The organism is Paraburkholderia sp. UCT2, assembly GCF_014397665.1.
Lineage (GTDB): Bacteria > Pseudomonadota > Gammaproteobacteria > Burkholderiales > Burkholderiaceae > Paraburkholderia > Paraburkholderia tuberum.
Window position 1 is genome coordinate 198579 of record NZ_VZQO01000004.1, and the last position, 25113, is coordinate 223691.

At 60.7% G+C, this 25113-nt stretch carries 24 protein-coding genes and 2 pseudogenes; 20 read left to right on the forward strand and 6 right to left on the reverse strand.

The window, feature by feature from the left end; genetic code table 11:
• Positions 1 to 128: 128 nt before the first annotated feature.
• From cyoA to istA, 8 genes and pseudogenes are all read left to right on the forward strand, one after another.
• Positions 129 to 1025 (forward strand): ubiquinol oxidase subunit II, encoded by an 897-nt coding sequence (gene cyoA, locus F6X39_RS05460; RefSeq protein ID WP_260330634.1) that lies wholly within the window; start codon positions 129 to 131, stop codon positions 1023 to 1025.
• A gap of 3 nt (positions 1026 to 1028) precedes the next feature.
• Complete coding sequence (gene cyoB, locus F6X39_RS05465; RefSeq protein ID WP_187615854.1) at positions 1029 to 3035, forward strand: cytochrome o ubiquinol oxidase subunit I; 2007 nt, start codon at positions 1029 to 1031, stop codon at positions 3033 to 3035.
• Between the two features lie 3 nt (positions 3036 to 3038).
• On the forward strand, positions 3039 to 3647 hold the full coding sequence (cyoC, locus tag F6X39_RS05470) for a cytochrome o ubiquinol oxidase subunit III (RefSeq protein ID WP_187615855.1): 609 nt from the start codon (positions 3039 to 3041) through the stop codon (positions 3645 to 3647).
• Positions 3648 to 3980 carry a cytochrome o ubiquinol oxidase subunit IV gene (gene cyoD / locus F6X39_RS05475; protein WP_187615856.1) on the forward strand — a complete coding sequence of 111 codons (333 nt, stop codon included), beginning with the start codon at positions 3648 to 3650 and terminating at the stop codon, positions 3978 to 3980.
• Positions 3981 to 4085: 105 nt separating this feature from the next.
• Complete coding sequence (locus F6X39_RS05480; protein ID WP_262413384.1) at positions 4086 to 5165, forward strand: fatty acid desaturase; 1080 nt, start codon at positions 4086 to 4088, stop codon at positions 5163 to 5165.
• A gap of 274 nt (positions 5166 to 5439) precedes the next feature.
• The gene (locus F6X39_RS05485; RefSeq protein ID WP_187615857.1) at positions 5440 to 6549 is read left to right on the forward strand and encodes an HBL/NHE enterotoxin family protein; all 1110 of its coding nucleotides are present in this window, start codon (positions 5440 to 5442) and stop codon (positions 6547 to 6549) included.
• 86 nt (positions 6550 to 6635) lie between these two features.
• On the forward strand, positions 6636 to 7436 hold the full coding sequence (locus tag F6X39_RS05490; protein WP_187615858.1) for a hypothetical protein: 801 nt from the start codon (positions 6636 to 6638) through the stop codon (positions 7434 to 7436).
• 232 nt (positions 7437 to 7668) lie between these two features.
• Positions 7669 to 8607 (forward strand): annotated as a pseudogene (gene istA / locus F6X39_RS05495) (IS21 family transposase); the annotation flags it as partial.
• A 24-nt stretch (positions 8608 to 8631) separates the two neighbouring features.
• Here the strand turns inward: istA and F6X39_RS05500 are convergent.
• From F6X39_RS05500 to F6X39_RS05510, 3 genes are all read right to left on the reverse strand, one after another.
• Positions 8632 to 9144, reverse strand: a complete 513-nt coding sequence (locus tag F6X39_RS05500; protein ID WP_262413387.1) for an ankyrin repeat domain-containing protein — start codon at positions 9142 to 9144, stop codon at positions 8632 to 8634.
• Positions 9145 to 9220: 76 nt separating this feature from the next.
• Complete coding sequence (locus tag F6X39_RS05505) at positions 9221 to 9829, reverse strand: hypothetical protein (RefSeq protein ID WP_187615860.1); 609 nt, start codon at positions 9827 to 9829, stop codon at positions 9221 to 9223.
• A 36-nt stretch (positions 9830 to 9865) separates the two neighbouring features.
• The gene (locus F6X39_RS05510) at positions 9866 to 10285 is read right to left on the reverse strand and encodes a group II truncated hemoglobin (RefSeq protein WP_187615861.1); all 420 of its coding nucleotides are present in this window, start codon (positions 10283 to 10285) and stop codon (positions 9866 to 9868) included.
• Between the two features lie 379 nt (positions 10286 to 10664).
• Here F6X39_RS05510 and nifH point away from each other — a divergent pair, with 379 nt between their 5' ends.
• From nifH to F6X39_RS05570, 12 genes and pseudogenes are all read left to right on the forward strand, one after another.
• A complete protein-coding gene (gene nifH / locus F6X39_RS05515; protein ID WP_018423167.1) occupies positions 10665 to 11546 on the forward strand; it encodes a nitrogenase iron protein in 882 nt (293 codons plus the stop codon).
• Between the two features lie 87 nt (positions 11547 to 11633).
• Complete coding sequence (gene nifD / locus F6X39_RS05520; RefSeq protein ID WP_187615862.1) at positions 11634 to 13097, forward strand: nitrogenase molybdenum-iron protein alpha chain; 1464 nt, start codon at positions 11634 to 11636, stop codon at positions 13095 to 13097.
• Positions 13098 to 13170: 73 nt separating this feature from the next.
• A complete protein-coding gene (gene nifK, locus F6X39_RS05525; protein ID WP_187615863.1) occupies positions 13171 to 14730 on the forward strand; it encodes a nitrogenase molybdenum-iron protein subunit beta in 1560 nt (519 codons plus the stop codon).
• 30 nt (positions 14731 to 14760) lie between these two features.
• On the forward strand, positions 14761 to 16218 hold the full coding sequence (nifE, locus tag F6X39_RS05530) for a nitrogenase iron-molybdenum cofactor biosynthesis protein NifE (protein WP_187615864.1): 1458 nt from the start codon (positions 14761 to 14763) through the stop codon (positions 16216 to 16218).
• A gap of 50 nt (positions 16219 to 16268) precedes the next feature.
• Positions 16269 to 17660 carry a nitrogenase iron-molybdenum cofactor biosynthesis protein NifN gene (nifN, locus tag F6X39_RS05535; RefSeq protein ID WP_187615865.1) on the forward strand — a complete coding sequence of 464 codons (1392 nt, stop codon included), beginning with the start codon at positions 16269 to 16271 and terminating at the stop codon, positions 17658 to 17660.
• Positions 17661 to 17682: 22 nt separating this feature from the next.
• Positions 17683 to 18096: a nitrogen fixation protein NifX gene (gene nifX / locus F6X39_RS05540; protein WP_187615866.1), complete on the forward strand. Its 414-nt coding sequence runs from the start codon at positions 17683 to 17685 to the stop codon at positions 18094 to 18096.
• The gene (locus F6X39_RS05545; protein ID WP_187615867.1) at positions 18089 to 18574 is read left to right on the forward strand and encodes a NifX-associated nitrogen fixation protein; all 486 of its coding nucleotides are present in this window, start codon (positions 18089 to 18091) and stop codon (positions 18572 to 18574) included. Before nifX ends, F6X39_RS05545 begins: the two co-directional genes overlap by 8 nt.
• A gap of 24 nt (positions 18575 to 18598) precedes the next feature.
• Positions 18599 to 18799 carry a CCE_0567 family metalloprotein gene (locus tag F6X39_RS05550; RefSeq protein WP_105512102.1) on the forward strand — a complete coding sequence of 67 codons (201 nt, stop codon included), beginning with the start codon at positions 18599 to 18601 and terminating at the stop codon, positions 18797 to 18799.
• A gap of 25 nt (positions 18800 to 18824) precedes the next feature.
• Positions 18825 to 19142, forward strand: a complete 318-nt coding sequence (fdxB, locus tag F6X39_RS05555) for a ferredoxin III, nif-specific (RefSeq protein ID WP_187615868.1) — start codon at positions 18825 to 18827, stop codon at positions 19140 to 19142.
• 11 nt (positions 19143 to 19153) lie between these two features.
• Positions 19154 to 19714, forward strand: coding sequence for a nitrogen fixation protein NifQ (locus tag F6X39_RS05560; RefSeq protein ID WP_187615869.1), 561 nt, complete (start codon positions 19154 to 19156; stop codon positions 19712 to 19714).
• A 3-nt stretch (positions 19715 to 19717) separates the two neighbouring features.
• Positions 19718 to 20095: pseudogene (locus tag F6X39_RS05565) on the forward strand (hypothetical protein); the annotation flags it as partial.
• 53 nt (positions 20096 to 20148) lie between these two features.
• Positions 20149 to 20652 (forward strand): DUF2325 domain-containing protein, encoded by a 504-nt coding sequence (locus F6X39_RS05570; protein ID WP_260321323.1) that lies wholly within the window; start codon positions 20149 to 20151, stop codon positions 20650 to 20652.
• Positions 20653 to 20843: 191 nt separating this feature from the next.
• Here the strand turns inward: F6X39_RS05570 and F6X39_RS05575 are convergent, their stop codons facing one another.
• The 3 genes from F6X39_RS05575 to nodC form a co-directional block, all read right to left on the reverse strand.
• Complete coding sequence (locus tag F6X39_RS05575) at positions 20844 to 21632, reverse strand: ABC transporter permease (protein WP_090811273.1); 789 nt, start codon at positions 21630 to 21632, stop codon at positions 20844 to 20846.
• A 3-nt stretch (positions 21633 to 21635) separates the two neighbouring features.
• Positions 21636 to 22550: a nodulation factor ABC transporter ATP-binding protein NodI gene (gene nodI / locus F6X39_RS05580; protein WP_187615870.1), complete on the reverse strand. Its 915-nt coding sequence runs from the start codon at positions 22548 to 22550 to the stop codon at positions 21636 to 21638.
• Between the two features lie 272 nt (positions 22551 to 22822).
• Positions 22823 to 24181: a chitooligosaccharide synthase NodC gene (gene nodC / locus F6X39_RS05585; protein WP_187615871.1), complete on the reverse strand. Its 1359-nt coding sequence runs from the start codon at positions 24179 to 24181 to the stop codon at positions 22823 to 22825.
• Positions 24182 to 25113 lie beyond the last annotated feature (932 nt).

The window sequence follows — 25113 nt, forward strand, 5'->3', positions numbered from 1 at the left end:
CTTTGTTCGTCCTTGATCGACATCAATCACAAAGCTGGCCGGTTGTCGGACCATGATGCTGCGAGTGTGATGCCGCATGCGTCAAGCCAGCTTCAGGTCAAAAGTGCCACAACCCGGACTTCACCACTATGACAGACAGAAAAGCCTTAAGGAAACGGTCGATAGCCATCGTCACGACATTGAGCGCCTGTCTATCGGGATGTGATCTGACTGTGCTTGATCCAAAAGGGAGCGTCGGCGCGGCCGAGAAGTCGCTGATCGCCACCGCCACGTGGGCGATGCTGATCGTCGTGATCCCGGTGATCCTGCTGACGCTGTTCTTCGCGTGGCGCTACCGTGCGTCGAACCGTCACGCGGTCTATGCACCCAAATGGGCGCACTCGACGGCGATCGAGATCGTCGTCTGGACGATCCCCGCCCTGATCATCCTGTACCTCGGTATCCTGACCTGGCGCACCACGCATGAGCTCGACCCGTACCGGCCGCTGCAGTCGAGCGTGAAGCCGATCGACGTCGAGGTGGTCGCGCTCGACTGGAAGTGGCTCTTCATCTACCCGGACCTCGGCATTGCGTCGGTGAACCAGCTCGCCGTGCCAGTCGATACGCCGGTGAATTTCCGGATCACGTCCGATTCGGTGATGAACTCATTCTTCATCCCGCAACTCGGTACCCAGGTGTATGCAATGGTCGGCATGCAGACGCGTCTGCACCTGATCGCGGATGCACCGGGAAATTTCGAAGGCATGTCCGCCAACTTCAGCGGCAAGGGATTCGCCGACATGAAGTTCCGCACGCTCGCGACGAGCGCCACCGACTTCGACGCATGGGTGCGGAAGGTCAAGGCTTCGCCGGACCGCCTGAGCATGGACGAATACGCCGAAGTCGCGAAGCCGAGCGAGAAGCAGTCGGTACGCTACTTCTCATCGATCGACCAGTACCTGTTCCGCAACATCGTTGCCCGATACAACAACGGCAACGTCACGGCCTTCCGCGACGCCGCCTGTCGCACGCAGACCACGGAGTAAGCCATGTTTGGAAAACTCACGCCCGGCGCGATTCCGTTCGATCAGCCGGTCATCATGGGCGCGGCCGCGTTCATGGCGCTCATCGTGCTGGCGGTCATCGTCACGCTCACGAAGCTCGGCCGCTGGAAGTGGCTCTGGACCGAGTGGCTGACAAGCGTCGATCACAAGAAGATCGGCATCATGTACATCATCGTCGCGGTGCTGATGCTCGTGCGCGGTTTTGTCGACGCCGTAATGATGCGGCTTCAGCTCGCGATCGCGTTTCACGGCCCCGGTTACCTGCCGCCGCACCACTACGACCAGATATTCACCGCGCACGGTGTCATCATGATCTTCTTCATGGCGATGGCACTGATGGTCGGCCTCTTCAATCTTGTCGTGCCGCTGCAGATCGGCGCGCGCGACGTCGCCTTCCCGTTCCTGAATTCGCTGAGCTTCTGGATGACGGCGATCAGCGCGATCCTGATCAATCTGTCGCTCGTGATCGGCGAGTTCGCGCAGGTCGGCTGGCTCGCGTATCCACCGCTGTCGGAGCTGCAGTTCAGTCCGGGCGTCGGGGTCGACTACTACATCTGGAGTCTGCAGCTCTCCGGCGTCGGTACGCTGATTACCGCGATCAACTTCTTCGTGACGATCGTCAAGCTGCGCGCGCCCGGCATGACGCTGATGAAGATGCCGGTGTTCACGTGGACCGCGCTGTGCTCGAACGTGCTGATCATGGCAACGTTCCCGATCCTAACCGTGACGCTCGCACTGCTCGGCCTCGACCGCTACGCAGGCATGCACTTTTTCACAAACGAGCTCGGCGGCAACGCGATGCTGTACCTGAACCTGATCTGGGCGTGGGGCCACCCGGAGGTGTACATCCTCGTGCTGCCCGCGTTCGGCATCTACTCGGAAGTGATCGCGACCTTCGCGAAGAAACCGCTGTTTGGCTACAGAACGATGGTCTACGCGTCGTGCGCGATCACGGTGCTCGCATTCCTCGTGTGGGCGCACCACTTCTTCACGATGGGTTCCGGCGCGGACGTGAACGCGTTCTTCGGCATTATGACGATGGTCATCGCGATCCCCACGGGCGTGAAAATCTTCAACTGGCTGTTCACGATGTACCGCGGTCGCATCGAGTTCACCGCACCCGTGCTGTGGACGATCGGCTTCATGGTCACGTTCACGATCGGCGGCATGACGGGCGTGATGATGGCGATCCCGGGCGTGGACTTCGTGTTGCACAACAGCCTGTTCCTGATCGCGCACTTTCACAACGCGATCATAGGCGGCGTCGTGTTCGGCTATCTCGCGGGCTTCCATTACTGGTTCCCGAAGGCGTTCGGCTTCAAGCTTAACGAGAAGCTCGGCAAGCGGGCGTTCTGGTGCTGGTTCGTCGGCTTCTACGTGTCGTTCGTGCCGCTCTACGTGCTCGGCTTCATGGGCATGACCCGGCGCCTGAATCACTACGACAACCCGACCTGGCATCCCTGGCTGTTCGTCGCCGCATGCGGCGTGGTGCTGATCGCACTCGGTGTCGTGCACCAGATCGCCCAGGTCGTCGTGAGCGTGATCCATCGCAACGAGCCGGAATACGGCGACCTGACGGGCGACCCGTGGAACGGCCGCACGCTCGAATGGGCCACCTCGTCGCCGCCCGCTGTCTACAACTTCGCGCGCATACCGGTCGTCCACCAGATCGACGCGTTCGCGCACATGAAGGAAAGCGGCGCAGCAAATGCCGCACTGGCGCATTACGAGGACATCCACCTACCGTCGAATACCGCGGACGGGTTCCTGATCGGCGCATTCAGCCTCGTGCTCGGCTTCGCCGGCGTCTGGCACATCACGTGGCTCGCCGTGCTGGCCTTCCTCGCGATCGTCGCCGCGCTGATCGCGCGTAGCTTCCGCGACGACCATGGCTACGTGATTCCGGCCTCGCGCGTGCGCGAAATCGAAGCACGACGCGGCAGCGCACCCACCCCGGCCGCCCTTGAATTACCCGAATCCGCGGAGACCTGATCCATGACGCAATCTGCATTACTCGTCCATCACGGCAGGTCGAGCGCTGACCACGGCCCAACGCCCACCGTATTCGGCTTCTGGCTGTACCTGATGACCGACTGCATGCTGTTCGCGTCGCTGTTCGGCGTGTTCGCCGTAATGGCGCACGAGTTCGCGGGTGGCGCGTCCGGACGGGACCTGTTCGACATCCCGAGTGTCGCACTTCAAACCGGCGTGCTGCTGCTGAGCAGCACCACCTACGGCTTCGCGATGCTCGGCGCGCAGCGCCAGGGGCGTGGTGCCGTGATCAGCTGGCTCCTCGTGACGTTCGTGCTTGGCGCGCTGTTCCTCGCGTTAGAGCTGCGCGAGTTCTCGCACCTGGTCGCCGACGGTGCTGGGCCCAGTCGCAGCGCCTTCCTGTCGTCGTTCTTCACGCTGGTTGGCACCCACGGCCTGCACGTGACAGCCGGCCTCGTCTGGATGGCCGTGCTCGTCGTGCATGTCGTCCGCTCGCCTGAACTGTCCGGTCGCGACCTCACGAGTCTGACATGCCTGAGCCTCTTCTGGCACTTCCTCGACATCGTGTGGATCTGCGTGTTTTCGTTCGTCTATCTCGGGAGCATGCTCTAAATGGTCCATTCACACTCGACGTCCACGACCGCCTCGCGTGGTGACGTCGCCGGTTATATCACCGGTTTCGTGCTTGCCGTAGCGCTGACTGCTGGCTCATTCTCGATCGTCACGCAACGGTTGCTGCCGCCCGGCTCCGCGATTATGGCGCTCGCGTTGCTGGCGTTCGTGCAGATCGTTGTGCAACTGGTGACGTTCCTGCATCTCGACCTGTCGCGCGGCCAGCGCTGGAACGTGCTGGCGTTATGCTACACCGCGCTCGCCGCGCTGTTCCTGATCTTCGGCACGATCTGGGTGATGCACAATGTCAGCATGAACATGATGTCGCGCTGACTCGCCACCAGCGCGAAACTGTCTGGTCACATCATCGCGGACACGGCATGCAGCCGTCGGCCGCGTGCGTAGTGTTGTGCTGCACCGCTCTACCGGTCTTTTTTCATGAACAGTCCGAATCACCCCGTTCCCGCCAATGAGCCATTGCCCCATCGCAAGGTCATCCGCTCGTGGCTGACACCGTTCGCCGAACGCCGCACCGCCTATGCGCTTCTGCTGCTCGTGTTCGACTACGTTTTGCTATTGTGTGCGCTCGCCGCGAGCGTGTTCGCGCACGGGTTCGTGCTGAAGACCGTATTCGGATGCATGGCGGGCTTCGTCATCGGACGGCTCTTCGTCATCGGTCACGACGCATGTCATGAGAGCCTGACCCGGCACCGCACGCTCAACCGCTGGCTGGGCCGGATCGCCTTCCTGCCGTCGCTCACGCCGTACAGCCTGTGGCAAGTGGGTCACAACGTGGTGCATCACGGCTACACGAACCTGAAAGGCGTCGATTTTGTGTGGGCACCGCTGACGATCCAGGAATATCGCGCCTTGAGTGGGCCACGGCGCGCACTGGAACGTATCTATCGCAGCGGCTGGGCGCCTGGTCTTTACTACATGATCGAAATTTGGTGGACGAAGATGTTTTTCCCGTCGCGGGCCGCAATGCCGACGCGGCGCCCCGTGTTCTTCCGTGACTGCACGCTGGTATCGGTGTTCGCACTGCTGTGGATCGGCGCGCTCGCGTGGATCGCTCGCGCCACGCAGCGGGGGGTGGTCCCGTCAATCGCATGCGGGTTCGGGGTGCCGTTCCTGTTCTGGTGCGCGATGGTGGGTTTCGTCGTGTACGCGCACCACACGCATCCGCAAATCCGCTGGTACGACGATCGCGCGAAATGGGGGCGTTCAGATCCGTTCGTATCCACGACGGTGCACTTGACCTTTCGCTGGCGTTTTGGCGCGCTGTTTCATCACATCATGGAGCACACCGCGCATCACGTCGACATGAGTCTCCCTCTATACGGGCTCGTCGGTGCTCAGCGAACCCTCGAAGCGATGCTTCCGGAACGGATCGTCGTGCAGCGGTTTTCGTGGCGTTGGTACTTCGACACCGCACGAGGCTGCAAACTATACGATTTTTCGACTGATCAGTGGACCGATTTCGCTGGTCGCGCGACGCACGTCCCTCTTACTAATTGAATCGGTCGTAAGAAAAGTATCACACCATACGGCAAAATTCGCCCTGTTATCCTTCTGGCTTCGCAGGGAATCAGTGCAAGCCGTAACGCATAAAAAAGCCTGCAGGCCAGCACTACCATAAGCCGGGAAGACGATTAATACGAACACTGCGGTTCGCTCGGGGGCCTTCATCTAATCCCGCAACTCGGGGTTCCGTGCTTTCACTCGGCGTTCGTTACGTGCGGCCACTTCAGGTCGCGTTCAATGCAATCTGAATTTAATAGCGAGGGTAAAAATGCCGGATATCAGCGGAAATGCGACAGCAATTGGCGATGCAAACACTCAGCAAATGTGTGCTGCCCTGACCGTTCAAACCTATGCAAATAGCGTTCTCGAACAGCCCCAGGTGGATTTTTCTGGCATCGACGGTCTGTCGCAATACCAGACACAAATCAACGACGGGCTCACCACCGCGAAAGGCCATGCGATCTATTATCTGGACACGCTGCAGCCCAGCCTGATCGAAAACATGGCAAACATCGACAACTACTACCAGCTCAACAAAGCACTACCGGCGACGCTGCCGGCAGGCTCGACTGTTGCTGAGTGGACAGCCGCCCTCACGGCGGTGCAGCAGGAGTCGGTGAAATACCAAGGCGCCGCGAACCAGATTGTCACCAACCTCCAGACGCTTGGCGCGAATCTAACGACGGACTCAGCGGACTTCACAACCACCGTTACCAATATGAATAGTGCGGTTGGCGGAGCAGACGGGATTCTCGCCACCATCAAAGGGGAACTCAGCAAATTTCAGGCAGAAATCGACGGCGCAATCGCCGGAATCGTTCTGAGCGGGCTGGCTGTCGTAGGCGGCGTATTTGTCATCTGCGTAGGGGCGATCGCTGATTTTGTCACCGCTGGCGCGTCTACCGGTGCAGTCATCGGCGGCGTTGGCATTGTCTTGGTGGGAGTCACCGGTGAAGCCGGCGCGGCAGCCGGGCTCGTCGCAGCGAATAAGGCGAAGGCGTCGCTGCTCACCGAACAAGCGGACCTGAAGGAAGAGGTAAAGCTCGCTACGGCGATTAGTGGCGGCTACACATCACTTTCTACGCAGGTCAATGGTGCCATTACTGCAGCATCGGCGATGGCAGACGCGTGGGAAAGCATCACATCTGATCTGGGCGACATCATCGCCGATTTGAACAACGGGATTTCGAGTGCGGACGAGATCCGCACCCTGTTCATAAACGCGACAAACGGCGAAATCGGGACGCTCCTGGCGGACATCCAGACGGTCAAGGGCCAAATGGCTGGCGTAACCGTGCAATCGGCCGCCGCGCATCAGACCGTAAGCGATCTCATCGCGAAGGTCGCCAATCTGCCCGCCTCAGCAGGAGTGGCGTAACGCGATCCGCTAGCCCGTGCGGCCTCCGTCGGGATTGATTCCAACGGAGGCGGCCCCGTCATACCACAACGAAGGAAAGAGACAACATGGGTCCTTTTTCACAGACTTTGGCCGCCCTGAACAGTAGTGTCTCCAAATCGCGGTCCATCCAAGGATTGCCCGGCGACGCGGTGCCAATTCAGAACTCCGTCTGCAATTCTCTTATCGGCATTCTGAAGGACGCCGCTCCTTTTCTGACGGCCCTGCTCGGCTATACCGGTTCGGCAATCACCGCGCTGAATGGTGCGCTCGCTGACCTTAAAAAAGGTGCAAGTCCGGGCTCGATAGCCAAAACTGTCTCGGACGTCGCTGCCACCATCAGTACGTACCAACAAAGCGCGACATCACTACTCACCCAATCGAACGCTGCCGCGGCTCTCATGTCGTCGTCGTTTACGCAGCTAGCCCACGTCGAAGGCTTTATCCAGAGTCAGATGACGACTTTGCAGGCACAGGAAGGCGCGGCACGGGGCCAATTGGCTGCCGCACAAAAGCGTTACTACTATCTCCTTGCACTGGGGCCATTCGGTCTACCGGGCCTTGCGGCTGCGCTTGGTCTTTATCTCAAATGGAGAAGCGATGCTGCCGCGATTCAGAATCGCATCAACTCGCTATCGAGTCAGATCGGCGTGCTGCAGGGTTTGGTCACGGCGTGCAAGACATTGGCCACCGCCGAGGCATCCAGCCTTAGCGACCTGACAAATCTGAAGACCGCGATCGATGACACTGCCGCAGACTTCACCGTGATTATTAACGATCTCAATCAGGACCCGTCTCCCTCCGTCGTTGAGCTTCGTTTAACCACTTGTATCGCAATGCTCGGCGTTCTACAGGCCGACGCTTCCTGATAGTTCGAAGCTTTCGCGATGCTCAATCGGTGGCGGAAGCCACCGATGAGTGGCAACCAGCGTGCCATACTGAACGCATCTCAAGACGTGCCACCGGGGCTCGGGGTGAACATATCGTGTTTACGCCGACCGAAAATTCAGCCACATGTAGGGATCGCGCCGACTGAAAATTGAGCCGGGCAATCAACCTATCCTGCTAGTTTTTCTGGCAGGGTGTTTGGGGATGATCCCGATGACGATGATTGGCAAGGTGCGGCGGATGTTCCACCGCCAGAACAAGTCGGTACGCGAGATAGCAAGTCTCACAAGCCTGTCGCGCAACACGATTAGTAAATATCTGAACATGGATGTTCAGGAGGAGCCGAAGTATCAGCGGCGCTCCCAGCCGACCCGGTTGACGCCGTTTCATGAGGTGCTGGTGCAGGCGCTCAGTGTCGACGCGCGGCGGTCGAAGAAGGAGCGGCGCACCGCCTGGGTGCTGTTTCAGGAGATCAAGGCGGGCGGCTACGACGGCTGTTACTCGCGGGTGACCGATTTCATCCGGGGCTGGCGGCAAGGCGAAGGCAAGGCGGTTTCGAAATCGGCGTTTGTGCCGTTGCGATTCGAGCTGGGCGAGGCATTCCAGTTTGACCGGTCCGAGGAAGGACTGGTTGTTGGCGGCATTTACCGCAAGCTGCAGGTGTCGCACATGAAGCTATGTGCGTCGCGGGCGTTCTGGCTGGTTGCCTATCCGAGCCAGGGGCACGAGATGCTGTTCGATGCCCATACGCGCTCGTTCGCGGCCTTCGGCGGGATGGCCCGCCGGGGCATCTACGACAATATGAAAACGGCCGTAGACAAGGTTCACAAAGGCAAGGGTCGCACAGTAAATCCGCGTTTCGCAGTGATGTGCTCGCACTACCTGTTCGATCCGGACTTCTGCAACGTCGCCAGTGGCTGGGAGAAAGGCGTCGTCGAGAAGAACGTGCAGGACAGCCGTCTGCGCATCTGGATTGAGGCGCGTGCGCAACGCTTCGGCAGTTTCGCTGATCTGAATGCATGGCTGGCGACCCGGTGCCGGTCGTTGTGGGATCAGGTGAAGCATCCGGACTATCGTGACCTGAGCGTCGCCGACGTGTTCGAGCAGGAGCGCGCCCATCTGATGCCGATGCCGACACCGTTTGACGGTTACAGTAAGACTCGCTAACAAATCCTGTCATCCGAAAGCAAGCAGCAGTTGCAGCCCGAGGTCGGCTGCTATGTCGAGCGCGCTGCGGCCATCCGGTGCGCACAGTTCTGCGTTCGCCCCATGCGCAAGCAGCATCTGCAGGACGTCGAGGCGACCGCTCGCGGCTGCCTGCATCAGGCATGTGATGTCGTCGTCGTTCACATGGTCGATCGGCGCGCCGGCGTCGATCAGCCGCAGGATGGTCGCGGGGCCGCCGTGCAGGCACGCGAACCAGAGCGCATGGTTGCCGTCGTCATCGAGCGCGTCGGCGCGTGCGCCGAGTGCGAGCAACGCTTCGACCACCGCGACCTCGCCATGCTGCGCGGCGCGCATCAACGGGGTTTCGCCGTTCATGCAGCGCGAATGCGGATCAGGGAAGCCGTGGTGCGCCAGCCACGTGGAAAGTGCGGCGGGCACGATCGTATCGAGTTGTGCATCGGGGTTCCGGACAACGCGCGAGGCCAGGCGTTCGCGGACGACGAAAACAGTGTCGGTGTGCATGATCATGGTCGCGTTCGGGTGCAAGGGAACATCGGTTGGCGCAGCCGCGCGAGCGGCGGCCGCAGGGACCCGAGCCTCAGACGGGCCGGTTCTCGTTGGGGTTGCGCACTGGCCCCATCAATTCAAGTCCTTCGCTGTAGGTGATCGTCTCGAAGGTCACGTCGAACTTGATGGCCGCGTCCGCTACCGCATCCAGCTTGCCGCCTGAGTCCTTTTTCTTCAATTCGTTCTTTTCGAGGTACAGCAGTTCGAGCATCTCGTTGTAGACGGTGGACTCGAGAATCGGCAGCACATAGAACATCGCGCCCTTGTACGGCACCTGATATCGCTTGCTCAGGTCGATGTTGTCGCAAAACAGAAAGTACTTGCCATCCGCCGAGAGCGTGTCGCTGAGCACCTCGGCCACGTCCTTCAGATGCTCGAAGCTCAACAGATACCCGGCGAAGAACGGCAAGTGCTTATGGCCGATCGTCGCGCATGCCATCACCTGATCGCAGGTCAGCTCCGGCGGCCGCGCTTCGTCGGCGAGCTTTGGGGCAAACCGCAGCGCAAGTTCGCCGCGGAAGCCGACCCGGTCGAGCCTGTTCGTCAGCCCCTTGAGAACCGGGTTGAGCAGACGGCCTTCATGTTCGAGACGGGCGAACGCGGTGTCGTCGATCTCCTTGTGGGCGAGCGTTTCGGTCATCACAGATCCTTGGGTTAAACAGCGTTGAAGAGGGACTCACGTCTGCGTATTGCGCATCCGGTCGGCGATTTTGAAAAAGGCCTGCATCAGTTCATCGCGTAGCACCGGATCGACACCCGTCTCGTCGAACGCGGCGCGCATGCAAGCTAGCCACGCATCCCGTTCGGCGGTGCCGATCGCGAATGCGGCATGACGCGTGCGCAGCCGTGGTTGGCCGCGCTGTGCCGAGTACCGCTTGTCGGCGCCGAGCCATTCGCACAGATACAGCACCAGCACGGCCTTCGTCGAAGACAGGTCCGGGTGATGCATCGTGCGAATGCGCTGCGCGTCGGCCCGCGTATCCATGTGCCGATAGAACGCATCGACCAGGCGGATGACGGCGGTCTCGCCGCCTAGACGGTCGAAGTGCGTCTCGCGCGGCACCGGTCGCGAAGCTTGGGTGGCTGGTGTGTCCATGGCGCGATCAATGCAATAACCGAACCAGGCCGCAACCCGGCGATTGCCCGGCTGCACGCAGGCCAATGCGACAGAAATCGCACGACAAACGCGCCCGAATGGTTTCATTGGCGACGAAGTTCGCGTGGTTTGTCGCGAAATCGACAAGACAGAAGAGGAGTCCGCAAAAGTCCCGAACCAACCGCCGCAGCGCGGCGGGGCGGACGCGACGCAGTACCGCTGGTGACGTGGCACAGAAGCTGCGTTTGGAGTCCAGCGCGGACACAGGTCCGGCCGATGCGTGACTCGATATAAGAAGACCCATACAGGCACGACAGGCTGACATGGTCGCGGTTACGCAACCCTGATTTCAACCCTTCTTCCTGAATGGAGAAATGCAATGTCTAAACTTCGGCAAATCGCGTTCTACGGTAAAGGCGGTATCGGCAAGTCGACCACCTCGCAGAACACCCTGGCAGCCCTGACTGAACTCGGGCAGAAGATCCTGATCGTCGGCTGCGATCCCAAGGCGGACTCTACCCGCCTGATCCTGCATGCAAAGGCGCAGGACACCATCCTGTCGCTAGCGGCCGAAGCCGGCTCGGTGGAGGACCTCGAACTCGAGGACGTGATGAAGATCGGTTACCGCAACATCCGTTGCGTGGAGTCCGGCGGTCCGGAACCGGGCGTCGGCTGCGCGGGCCGTGGCGTCATCACGTCGATCAACTTCCTCGAAGAAAACGGCGCCTATGACGGCGTGGACTACGTGTCGTACGACGTGCTCGGCGACGTGGTGTGCGGCGGTTTCGCAATGCCGATTCGTGAGAACAAGGCGCAGGAAATCTACATTGTGATGTCCGGCGAAATGATGGCCATGTATGCGGCCAACAACATTTCAAAGGGCATTCTGAAGTACGCGAACAGCGGCGGTGTGCGGATCGGCGGGCTCGTGTGCAACGAGCGTCAGACCGACAAGGAACTCGAACTCGCCGAAGCGCTGGCGAAGATGCTCGGTTCGAAGCTGATCCACTTCGTGCCGCGCGATAACATCGTGCAGCACGCCGAGCTGCGCCGCATGACGGTGATCGAGTTCGCGCCCGAATCCAAACAGGCGGAAGAGTATCGCCAACTCGCCACCAAGGTGCACAACAACGCGGGCAACGGCACGATCCCGACGCCGATCACGATGGATCAACTGGAAGACCTGTTAATGGAGCACGGAATCATGACGTCCATCGACGAATCGCAAGTCGGCAAGCCTGCAGCGGAACTGACCGCCTAAGCGAGCGCCGCTGCGCGCGGCCCGGTGTTTTTCTTCACGCGATGAACCGGGCCATGCCGGCTACCCGTCACCCTATGGAGCATTCCCATGAGCGTCACTGTTGAAGAGCGCAAGGCCGCGAACAAGGCCCTGATCGATGAAGTGCTGAAGGCCTATCCGGAGAAGATGGCCAAACGGCGCGCCAAGCATTTGGGCACCTTCGAGGACGGCAAGCCCGACTGTGGCGTGAAATCAAACATCAAGTCATTGCCGGGTGTGATGACGATTCGCGGTTGCGCGTACGCCGGCTCGAAGGGCGTGGTCTGGGGGCCCATCAAGGACATGATCCACATCAGTCATGGTCCGGTCGGTTGCGGCCAGTACTCGTGGGCCGCGCGTCGCAACTATTACATCGGCACTACCGGTATCGACACCTTCGTGACGATGCAGTTCACGTCGGACTTCCAGGAAAAGGACATCGTCTTCGGTGGTGACAAGAAGCTCGACAAGATCATCGACGAGATTCAGGAACTGTTTCCGCTGAACAAGGGCATCTCGATCCAGAGTGAATGCCCGATCGGCCTGATCGGCGACGACATCGAGGCCGTCTCGAAGAAGAAGAGTGCGCAGTATGAAGGGCACACCATTTTGCCGGTGCGCTGCGAAGGTTTTCGCGGCGTCAGCCAGTCGCTCGGCCACCATCTGGCTAACGATGCCATTCGAGACTGGATATTCGACAAGGCCGATCCGGACAAGCGGCCCGGATTTGTTTCGACGCCTTATGATGTTGCGATCATCGGCGATTACAACATCGCCGGCGATGCCTGGTCGAGCCGGATTCTGCTCGAAGAGATCGGCCTGCGCGTGATCGCGCAATGGTCGGGCGACGGCTCGATCGCCGAGCTCGAGAATACGCCCAAGGCCAAGCTCAATTTGCTGCATTGCTACCGCTCGATGAACTATATCAGCCGGCACATGGAAGAGAAGTACTGCATTCCGTGGGTGGAATACAACTTCTTCGGCCCGTCGATGATCGAGAAGAGCCTGCGCGAGATCGCCAGCCACTTCGACGACACCATCAAAGCCAACGCGGAGAGGGTGATCGCCAAGTATCGTCCCCTGGTCGATGCGGTGAACGCGAAGTTCAGAGCGCGCCTGCAGGATAAGACCGTGATGCTGTTCGTTGGGGGCCTGCGTCCGCGCCACGTGATCGGCGCCTACGAAGACCTCGGCATGAACGTGGTCGGCACCGGCTACGAATTCGGCCACAACGACGACTATCAGCGCACCACGCACTACGTGAAGGACGGCACACTGATTTACGACGACGTGACCGGCTACGAGTTTGAGAGGTTCGTCGAACAGGTCCAGCCCGATCTGGTCGGCTCCGGCATCAAGGAAAAGTACGTGTTCCAGAAGATGGGCGTGCCGTTTCGCCAGATGCACAGCTGGGACTATTCCGGTCCATATCACGGCTACGACGGCTACGCCATTTTCGCGCGCGACATGGACATGGCCATTTCCAGCCCGGTGTGGGGGCTAGCCAAGGCGCCCTGGAAGAAAAACCCCTAACGCAGGCCACCGCACCGATCACCGCACTGATCACCGGCCGGCAGGCCATAGAATTGAATATCAGGAGCATCCCGTGCCCCAATCCGCAGACCAGATTCTCGACCAGGAACTCCTGTTCCGTGAGCCCGAGTACCAGAAAATTTTCCGCGCGAAAAAGGAAAATTTCGAGTTCAACCATTCAGACGAGCAGGTCAAGCAGATCGTCGAGTGGACCAAGAGCGAAGACTACCGGCAAAAGAACTTTGCACGCGACTCACTCACCATCAACCCGGCCAAGGCCTGCCAGCCGCTCGGCGCAGTGTACGTGGCCAACGGCTTTCACAAGACGCTCAGTTTTGTGCATGGCTCGCAGGGCTGTGTAGCGTTTTATCGCTCGCACTTCTCGCGTCACTTCAAGGAGCCGACCTCGTGCGTCAGCTCGTCGATGACAGAGGACGCGGCGGTGTTCGGCGGCATGAACAACATGATCGACGGCCTCGCAAATGCGTACAACCTGTACAAGCCCGACATGATCGCGGTCTCCACGACCTGCATGGCGGAAGTGATCGGCGATGACCTCGACGCGCTCATCAAGAACAGCAAGCAGAAGGGCAGCGTGCCGGAAGACTACGACGTGCCGTTCGCGCACACGCCGGCCTTCGTCGGCAGCCACGTGACCGGCTACGACAACGCGCTCCTCGGCATCCTCAAGCACTTCTGGGACGGCAAGGCCGGCACAGCGACGCCGCTTGAGCGCGTGCCCGACGACAGCGTCAACTTCATCGGCGGCTTCGACGGCTACGTGGTCGGCAACATGAAGGAAATTCGCCGCATCTTCGATCTGTTCGGCGTGACGGTGAACATCATCTGCGACCCATCCGAAACGTGGAATACGCCGACCGACGGCGAGTTCCGGATGTACGAAGGCGGCACGACCAAGGAGGAAGTCGAGCGCGCGTTGAACGCGAAGGCGACCTTCGTGTTCCAGGAATACTGCTGCGAGAAGACCAGCAAGTTCATTGGCGAGCATGGCCAGGAAGTGGTGGTGCTGAACTCGCCGGTTGGCGTCGCGGGCACCGATCAGTTCCTGATAGAAATCTCGCGCGTGACCGGCAAGCCGATTCCGGCGCAACTGGAGAAGGAGCGAGGCCAGCTCGTCGATGCGATGGCCGACAGCCAGGCTCACCTGCACGGCAAGCGCTTTGCACTCTACGGCGACCCGGACCAGATGCTGGGCTACACGCAGTTCCTGCTGGAACTCGGCGCCGAGCCGGCTCACGTGCTGGCGACCAACGGCAACGAAACCTGGGCTGCGAAGGTGCAGGCGCTGTTCGACGCGTCGCCCTACGGCGCCGGCTGCAAGGTGTATCCGAAACGCGATCTGTGGCACATGCGCTCACTGCTGTTTACCGAGCCGGTGGATTTCCTGATCGGCAACACCTACGGCAAATATCTCGAGCGCGATACCAAAACGCCGCTGATACGCATGGTGTTCCCGATCTTCGATCGCCACCATTACCATCGCTTCCCGACCTGGGGCTATGAAGGTGCGTTGCGGGTGCTGGTCACGCTGCTGGACGAGTTCTTCGAAGCGCTCGACGCCAACACGATCGACGTGGCGAAGACCGACTACAGCTACGACATCATTCGCTGACGAGAAACGTCCATCCATCAGGAGCACGTCATGTCTGCTTCGCTCAATGCCCAAATCGCCGAAGTTTTCGACGAGCCGGGTTGCGACAGGAATCAAGGCAAGAGCGAGAAGGAACGCAAAAGGGGCTGCACGAAGCAGCTTTCGCCGGGTTCGGCCGCAGGCGGGTGCGCGTTCGACGGCGCGAAGATCGCTTTGCAGCCGGTGGTGGACGTCGCACACCTCGTGCACGGGCCGATTGCCTGTGAAGGTAACTCGTGGGACAACCGGCACGCCGCTTCGTCCGGTTCGCAACTCTATCGCACCGGCTTCACCACCGATATCAACGAACTCGACGTGGTGTACGGCGGCGAGAAGCGCCTGTTCAGGAGCGTGCGCGAAATCATCGAGAAATACGATCCGCCCGCAGTGTTCGTCTACCAGACCTGCGTCACTGCGCTGATCGGCGACGACATCGAGGCAGTCTGCAAGCGCGCCACCGAACAATTTGGCAAGCCGGTGATTCCGGTCATTTCACCCGGTTTCGCCGGGCCGAAGAATCTGGGCAACAAGCTTGGCGGCGAGGCGATCCTCAACTATGTGATCGGCACGCGCGAGCCCGAGTACACGACGCCGTATGACATCAACGTCATTGGCGAATACAACCTGTCGGGCGAACTCTGGCAGACCAAGCCGCTGCTCGACGCGCTGGGCATCCGTATCCTCTCCTGCATCTCCGGCGACGGGCGCTACAACGAGATCGCAAGTTCGCATCGCGCCAAGGTCAACATGACGGTCTGCTCGAAGTCGATGATCAACATCGCGACAAAGATGCAGCGGCGCTACGGCATCCCTTACTTCGAGGGCTCGTTCTATGGGATCGGCGACATGAGCGACACGCTGCGCCACATCGCCAGCCTGCTCGTGCAGCAGGGCGCGCCGGACGATCTGCTAGAGCGGACCGAGCGCCTGATCGCCGCCGAGGAAGCGCGCGCGTGGGAGCGCATCGCGCACTACAAAGCGCGCCTTACCGGCAAGCGGGTGTTGCTCATCACAGGTGGCGTGAAGTCTTGGTCGGTGGTTTCCGCGCTGCAGGAAGCAGGGCTCGAAATCGTCGGCACCAGCGTCAAGAAGAGCACTAAGGAAGACAAGGACAAGATCAGGGAGATCATGGGCGACGACGCCCACATGATCGACGGCATGACGCCGCGCGAGATGTACGCGATGCTCAGGGACGCGCGGGCCGACATCATGCTGTCGGGTGGCCGCTCACAGTTCGTCGCATTGACGGCCCGCATACCGTGGCTCGACATCAATCAGGAACGCCACCACCCTTATGGCGGCTACGAGGGGATCGTCGAGCTGGTGCATGAGATCGACCGCGCGATCTACAACCCGGTGTGGCAACAGGTGCGGATCCCTGCTCCGTGGGGCGACGACGGGGGAGCGCTCGGTGTGGTCCAGGCGCAAGCCGCCCGCCCGCTGTCGAGCGCCGCGGGGTGGGGGCGATGAGCCTCGAACCCCGTATACCGACCTGACGCCCCCGAACTCGAGAACATGCCATGGCCGATGTCGTCGAATCTATGAAAGCCTGTGCGGTCAATCCGCTCAAGATGAGCCAGCCGCTGGGCGCGAGCCTCGCGTTCCTTGGGCTCGATGCCTGCATGCCCGTGATGCACGGCTCGCAGGGCTGCACGTCGTTCGGCCTCGTGCTGCTGGTGCGCCACTTCAGGGAGGCGATCCCGCTGCAGACGACAGCCATGGACGAAGTCACCGCGGTGCTCGGCGGCTACGAGAACATCGAGGCCGCGCTGCTCAACATCCGCAAGCGCGCTGCGCCGAAGGTCATCGCGATCTGTTCAACAGGTCTCACCGAGACCGAGGGCGACGACGTGGACGGGTATCTCGTTACCGTGCGCAAGCGCAAGCCCGAACTCAACGACACCGAGATCGTCTATGTGTCGACCCCCGACTATGTCGGCGCGTTCGAAGACGGCTACCGGCATGCGATTACCGGCATCGTCAACGCGCTGGTCAAGGCGTTGCCAACGGTGGCCAATCAGGTGACGCTGCTGCCCGGCAGCCATCTGTCGCCTGGCGACATCGACGAACTGCGCGAGATCATCGAAGCGTTCGGCTTCGATGTCATCGTGCTGCCCGACATTTCCGGCTCGCTCGACGGCCATATCGCGCCGGACTGGCGCGGCACCACACTGGGCGGTACCACGCTCGCGGAGATCCGGGCCGCGGGTGCATCGGCATTTACGATCGGCGTGGGCGAGCAGACGCGCGACGGCGCCGAGGCATTGCATGCTATCGCCGGCACACCGTACGAAGTGTTCGGGCGGCTCACCGGACTGGAACCCAACGATCGTCTGCTGCAATTGCTCGCGCAGCGCTCCGGACGACCCGTTCCCGCGAAATACCGGCGTCAGCGCAGCCAATTGCTCGATGCGATGCTAGACGGCCATTTCTACACCGGAGGCATCAAGGTCGCGATCGGTGCAGAGCCCGATCTGCTGTTCGCGCTCGGCAGCGTGCTGCACGAGATGGGCGCGCAGTTGCGCTGCTGCATCAGCACGACGCGCTCGCCCGCGCACGCGTTGCTGCCCGCTGATCAGGTCGTGATCGGCGATCTCGAAGACATGGAGCGCGCCGCGGCGGACTGCGACCTGCTGATCACCCATTCGCACGGCAGGCAGATGGCCGAGCACCTGCAAAAGCCGCTCTTCCGGATCGGTTTTCCGGTCTTCGACCGGGTTGGAAACGCACATCGACGCTACGTCGGCTACCGCGGCACGATGAACCTGATCTTTGAGATCGCCAACCTGATGATCGAGCAGATTCCGCATCACGATCCGGGCGACTGGCCGCTGCCGCAGGCCGCTATCGATCTGGCCGCGCGCGATCCGGCGCGCGAAGCGAACATTCCTGTCGTCGCGGCCGGTGCTTGACCCACCTAAAGGAGCACACAGCATGAAGATCGCGTTCGCCACCCAGGACAGGCAGTTCGTCGATGCGCATTTTGGCTGGGCGAGGAGCATCGTCACTTACGACGTCACACCGGACGGCTACCAGTTCGTCGAGGCGTTCGACTTTGGTGGCAAGCTCGAAGAGGACGGCGACGAGGACAAGCTCGTGCCCAAGCTCGAAGCCGTCAAGGATTGCGCGATCCTGTACGTCGCCGCAATCGGCGGCTCGGCCGCGGCTCGAGTGGTTGCGCTGAAGATTCACCCGATCAAGGTGCCGCGGCCCGAGTCCATCGAGGAGACTCTCGGCAAGTTGCAACAGGTGCTGAAGGGCACGCCGCCGCCGTGGCTGCGCAAGGCGCTGGCGAAGGATGGCGAACGTGTATACGACTTTGAAGACGATGAGGTATCCCATGGCTGAAACATCCGCAATTCCGTCCAAGGCCAGCGGCGAAATGCTGCTGGTCGCACCGTTCGTGCAGCAGCTCGTCAGGCAGTTGCGCGCGCAGGACACCCACGGCGTGTGGGACGGAAAGACCGACCTGCAACTGCTCAAGCCGTACATCCACACGCCGGAGGAACGCCGCGCGATTCCGCTCATGGGCGACCCCGACCCCGAAACGCTGTGGCGGCTCGAGCTTTTCTATAGCGCGATTGCGGTGGCGATCGAGCGTGAGACCGGCCAAATGGTTTCGCCGATGATGATGATGAGCCACGAGGGCTTCGGCCGCATGGTGTTGATCGCGGGGCGGCTCGTTGTCGTCAACAAGCAGTTGCGCGACGTACACCGGTTCGGCTTCGCTTCGCTGGAGGAGCTCGCCCAGGCGGGCGCAAAGCTTCTCGACGAAGCGGTCGAGGTGATCCGGATGTACCCCGCCGTCGCACAGTACGGCGCCTGAAGGAATCGTGTGGGGACCGAGACGATGAGCACCGATGCCGATGAACTCAAGGCGCACCTGAAGAAACTCAACGCGCAAGCGACCCGGGCGAAGTTGGACCTGCACGACCTCTCAGAGGAACTCCCGACCAACTGGGAGAACATTCTCGCTGTCGCCCAGCGCTGCCATGACGCCCACGCCGCGCTGATGGCAGCCCGCAAGGCTGCCGCTGCGGCAGCGGCCTGAACCAGCGAAGCCATGGAGCCACATCATGAGCGATACCTTCAGCGTTACGCTGCCGAGCGGCGCCACCTGGACGCCGACCTTCGTCAACAGGCTCGACGAAGAAAAATGCATTGGTTGCGGACGTTGTTTCCGTGTCTGTCCGCGTGGCGTGCTGCAACTCGTCGGGCTTAACGAGGACGGCGCGCACATCGCACTGGACGGCGACGACGAAGACGAAGACGAAGACGACGAGTACGAGAAGAAGGTAATGATTATCGTACATCGGGAACTGTGCGTCGGCTGCACCGCGTGCGCGAAGATCTGCCCGAAAAAGTGCTACACGCACGCGGCGGCCGTTCTCTGAGCGATGCCGCGATGGACGCCTATGCAACCCTGATGGCGTGTGCGGTGGATGCGGGCGATCCCACCGTGCTGGCTCTGGCCGGCGTGCTGTCGAGCGGGTTCGAGCACCACGGCGTCGAGGTGCTGCCGATGCCCGGACTGGACGCCGACCAGACGCGCCGGATGCTCGCGCGTTGGTTCCCGGGTGCCGGCTCGGCGCTCGGTCTTACGTGCGTCTTGTCGCCCGCCACGATGCCGCGTGGCGACGAGCTGGAAGATGTGGTGGCGTTGCTCAATCACCATGCCGATCCGCGCGCCGGCCCGGCAGACGAGGCGAACTGCGTGGCCCATGCATTGGCCTGCGCGAGCCTCGGGCAAAACCACCTTTGGCAAGACCTGCTTCTGCCGTCGCGGCGCGAGTTGTCCGCATTGATCAGCCACTGGTTTCCGCGGCTGGCCGCGAAGAATACGCATGACATGAAGTGGAAGAAGTTCTTCTACAAGCAACTGTGCGAGCGCGAGGGCCTGTTCATCTGCAAGGCGCCGAGTTGTGGCGTCTGTTCGGACCATGCGCTTTGCTTTGGAGCGGAGTAGGCAGCACGCGTCGGTCACCGCTTCGATTGTGTCGCGTCGCGGGTGGCCGACTTCGTGGTCGAGTCCTGCGGCGGCTGCTGTATTACGGCGAGCGGCATGCGCATCTGCAGGCGGGCTTTCGGGCCGCCGTTGCTGTTTGACGAAGAGGGCCGCGAACCCTGGCTGATTCAACTTTGGCACGCGTTCGACGACGTCGGTTTCCCGCCCGCGCTGCGCGCCGACTTCTGGGGCTGGGCGAAGCCGCTGTCCGAGCATCGGCTGGCGCCGCACGCGCGTCATGCCGGCCGGACGCGCTACACGTACGACACGGTGCGTAGCTGGTTTCTCACTCCGGCAGCGGGCGAACGGCTTGCGGGCCATGTCACGAGGCGCTCTCCATGAGACCCATGCCGCCTGCCGTTGCCGTAACGGTGCGATCCGAAGCGCAGCCCGTCATGAATCAGAACCGCGGCACATGCCTTCCCGACAGCAGTGCGAGCCTGTCGCTGGAGCGCGCGCGGGCACATGTCGCGAGCCTGCAGCACGAGTTGTTCGCGGTTGAGCAGGCGCTGCTCGACGACCGCGCACTGACGCGCGCATTGAGCGGGCGTCGATGGGTTTATGTGGGCGGGCGGCCAAGCATCAACGCCGTGCTGCGTGCGCTGGTGGAGGCGGCCGGAGGCGAGTTCGTTCATCACACCGGGACCATCGACGACGATAGCCGTGCCGAAGGCTTCGAGGCTTTGCTGTCGGGCGCCTACCGGGTGCTGTGCCCATTGGATCTGATCGACCCGGACTCGCTGGTCGCGCTGCGGCGATTGTGCGCGCGTCACCGCGCGCCGTGGTCCGCTTTGCGTTCGTCGAGCGTGACGAGCTTCATCGCGGGCGTGTTGCGGGCTCGGCCTGCCCAGCCGCACGGCGTGGTCGCAGCGTCGCGCTTCTGCCTGAGGCATGGCTGACGTCGTCATGACTTTACGTACCGCGAGATGTGGGCGCAAAACTTGCCTTTGACGTGGTCTTTCCACGAGAGGGCCTGCCATGTCGGATTCCGCACAACGCTACGGCCTTTTCCTCAACGTCGGGAGCGCCGACGGCGACGCGCGCGATGCGCTGAAGCAAACCGTGCGTAATGCGCCGGCCATAGCTGGCATTAAGACATGAGGCGTCGACGTAACAGCGCCACCGACAGAAAGAACGGCAACACCGTGCAAATGCAGAGAGCGCCAATATGCAGGGCAACACTGCCCACCGGGCGTCCGAGCATCGCGGGACGGATAAGGTCGACGGAATGTGCGAGCGGCAAGAAGCGCGCTACGTCGCAAAAAACGGCAGGTAGCTTACTGATCGGGAAGATCACGCCGCTCAGGAGCACCATGGGCGTGAGAACGAGCGTTTGATAGAACACGAAGTAATCGTGACTGGGTGCAAGCGCCGTGAGGATCATCGCCAGACTCGCGAAGGCGAGGCCAGTCAGGGCTATGGCAGGCAACGCATAGAGAATGGATGACCACGCTGCATAACCCAGCACGGTGGCTACCACCATGACGGCGATGCCGGCAAAAAAGGCCCTGGTGGCGGCCCATGCCAGTTCACCGAGAACGATATCGCCGAGCGTGAGCCGTGTACACAGGATCGCTTCCCACATGCGCTGAACATGCATGCGAGAGAAAGCTGCGTAAATCGTTTCGAAGGTCGCGGAGGTCATCGCGCTCGTGGCGACCATACCCGCCGCGAGAAACGCGATATAAGATGCGCCATCGACGCGACCTACCATTATCCCGAAACCAAAGCCGAGGCCGAACAGATAAATCATAGGATCGGCAAGGTTACCGAGAATCGAGGCAAACGCGACTTTTTTCCATGCCAGATAGTTGTGGCGCCACACTGCAACCCAGTTCCACACGTTCGCGGGCAGGGCCGCTGCATAAAACTCTCTCATCGTTCACTCCTTCATCCCGCGCCCGGTTAACTGCAAAAAGACATCCTCGAGATTTGCTGGACGCTGTAAAAGGCGCAGCGCCGCGCGCCCGCGCAACTGTACACACACCCGTTCCGGATCGGACACATAGCAGAAGAGGGTCCCACCACTGACCTCGATACGCTGCGCGTGCGGCGCGATCAACGTGCGCAGCTCATGCGGATTGCCGCCATGGATCTCGACCACGTGGCTCCCGATCTGTTCTTCGATTAGCACGCGAGGCCCGCCTTCGGCGATCTTTCGCCCCTCCTCCAGCACACACAGTCGGTCGCACAACCGCTCGGCCTCTTCCATGAAATGGGTGGTCAAGAGGATCGTCTTGCCGCGCGCCAACAATGAACGCAGGCTTTCCCAGATCAGGTGGCGCGCATGCGGGTCGAGACCCGTTGTAGGCTCGTCCATGACCAACAACTGTGGATCGTTGATCAGCGCGCGTGCCAGCATCAGCCGCCGCTTCATGCCACCGGATAGTTCTGTGACGCGCGCATCGACCTTGCTTTCGAGGCAAGCGAATTCGAGCAGTGACGGCACGACCGCTTTAATTTCACGTGTGCTCATGCCGAAGTAGCGCCCAAACACCAGAAGGTTCTCGCGTACGGTGAACCCGGGCTCGAGGTTGTCGAATTGCGGCACCACGCCAATGCTCATACGTGCCGAGCGAGCGCGCGCCGGCACTGGCTCCCCGAGCACGATGATCTTGCCTGCGTCGGGCGGCGCCATGCCGAGAACCATACGCACCGTCGTGCTCTTGCCCGCGCCATTTGGCCCTAGCAGACCGAAGCACTCTCCAGGCGCGACGCTGAACGACAATCCGTCGACTACGATCTTGTCGCCATATGACTTCCTTACGCCGGTGAAGCTGATTGCTGCTTTGGACATGGAGATAAGAAGGAAAATTACGCACTCGTCTTAGAGAAAAAGAAGCCGTTCTGCTGCCGCGGCCCGATTGAAAACGCCCTGGTCGATAGAAGATCCTTGCCTGCCACGCGCGAGAGTTACTGACAATGGAGTACCAGGATTTCGGTGAATGCACTGGCGTTGGGAAGACGACAATCGAGCCTTTGCGTGAGACGATCGCACTCAAGCGGACCGGTGCCGATGGCGGGCGGTTCTGGGTTGGCGCAATACTCGAGATCTATATGTACGATTAACTAATCGCCATCGAATGCTTCGTCAGACGTCGCTAATGTTGAAGACTCGCACGCGTGATCCTGCCGACGGTTTGGAGTCGCAGATCTTGACGCTGAAGTGGCGTTCGGCTTTGTGACCGGATTCGGAGTATCGACCTGTTTTTCACGAACGTTCGATACGTTCCCTGCAGAGCCACGGGACAGCCAATCGCTATTGCTCAATGTACACAGCGCATAGACTTTCAGGGGGAGCAAGAGAAAGAGGTTAATGGGTGTGTGAAGAGAAAAGCCAAGAAATCGAACCTGGCGAGCGCGAACCGATGCCACGCTACAGCGGATCATGGTCGATGATGCGATTATCAGGGCAGTCCACCACGGCACTGTCGCTGTCAATGCGAGCTGCGCGAGACCCGCTAGTAGCGATAAGCCGAGAAATAGCGAGCCCAGATTGTGTCCGATCACGTCCAGCGTAAGGTAACGATCGAGACGGGGCAGCAGGCGCAGCGAAAGCAACGTGTCCCGATACGTACTGCGCGCCCAGCGCAGTTGTTGGCGCAGATACGCCCCCAGTCTGTCTGGAACGACTGTCGCCGCAATGGCGTCGTGAACGTACACGGTCCGATAACCTGCCGTCAGCATGAGAATCGTCAGATGACGGTCCTCGCCGAAGTCGCTCGGCTTCCCGCGAAAAAGTTGCGTCTCGTACTGATCTAGCAGCAAAAGGAGCGCGGACCGGCGGTACATAGCACATGGACCGCAGCAACACATAACAGCGCCGAAGCGAGCCTGTGCGGCACGTTCTTCATTGCAAGCCAACCAGTACTCCATATCGATCAGACGGGTCAACCAGGTGTCGCTGCGGTTGCTGGCCGTCAACTGCCCCATGGCGGCGCCTATCGTCGCGTCTCGCATTGTCAATACGAGCTTCTTGACGACATCGGGCGCCAGCGTCGTGTCCGAGTCGACGTTGAGTACCAGTTCCCCGGATGAAGAGCGTATCGCGGCGATCTGTGCCTTGCGCTTTCCCATATTTTGGGGGAGCGTAATGAAGTTGAATCTGGGGTCGCGCGTGTGCGCATCGTATACCGGCCTCACGGCGTCGAGATTCGCAGAACCATCATCAACCACATAGACGCGCAGTTTTCCGGCGTAGTCCTGGTTTGCGATGGACTCCAGGCATGCCGAGAGCGTGCGTGGGTCCTCATTGAAGCAGGGAACGATGACATCCACGCCCGGCAGAGTGTCGGAGTCGATCAGGCCGTCCGACAGCGATGACACGTTTGTCGGCTGAGCATAAAGCGCCTGCGTGCTTTTATAGACAGTCGAGAGCAGCGCATAAAACGAGACAGCGACAGTGCTAGTTGCGGCAAGCATGTTCATAGGGTACCTGGTTCGTCCGGTGAGGTTGAGGAAGCGATCGGATTGCAAACCCCCGGTCATGCAATGCTGGAATCATGAGGGAAAGCGCCGTGAGGGTCTGCTCGCGCCGACCAGCGTGAGTGCATCGTCCCAACTCATCGGGAGGGCATCCGTCGTGCAAGAGCACAATTGCACCCGGCCGGACAGAGGCCAGCACTGCGCTGACAATCGCGTCCACGCCGGGACGAGACCGGTCTCGCGGGTCTGCCGACCAGTGGAGGGGCGCCAGACCAGCGCTCGCTGACGTAGTGAGCACTGCTGCGGTCCACATGCCATACGGGGCACGCATATATGGCCCGAGTAAATCGAGCAAATTCGGTATGAAAAAGGAATTGGTACTGTCGTCAAAGGTTAAGTAGACGTCGCGACATCCGGCGCGATTGTGGCACTCGTCGCGCGCCGCGGATACGCAATTGAGGACCTTCACAGCTCTGGACCGTTTCGTTCAATTATCGAGCCAGTAGGCCGATCCACGGTCGATAGTCCCAACCGAAAGGCTGCGACGGGCACGGTTCCGGTAAGCTTAGGTGGCGCGTCGAGAGATACATCTAAAAGTATGATCATCATGGAGACACGTCTAAACATTGTCGTACTACTTATAAATTTGAAGTATTCGATCAATCAACTTCGATTCCGATTTCCGCAACGAGAGGCTTCACTGTGCAACACAAAAATTGATTTGTAAAATCGATTGCGTTGATGCCTTGCATCTATAGCGTGGATATGTTGAGAAATGGGTTTTAAGGGTTTCGACCTGAATCTGCTCGTTGCGCTCGAGCGTATACCGACGATGCCGGCTCATCGGACAACCATGCGCAAAATCAAGGAAGTACTCCGCCTGAAGTGGGCATGCGATCTCACGCACCGCCAGCGTGCAGGGCGTCCTCAGCGTC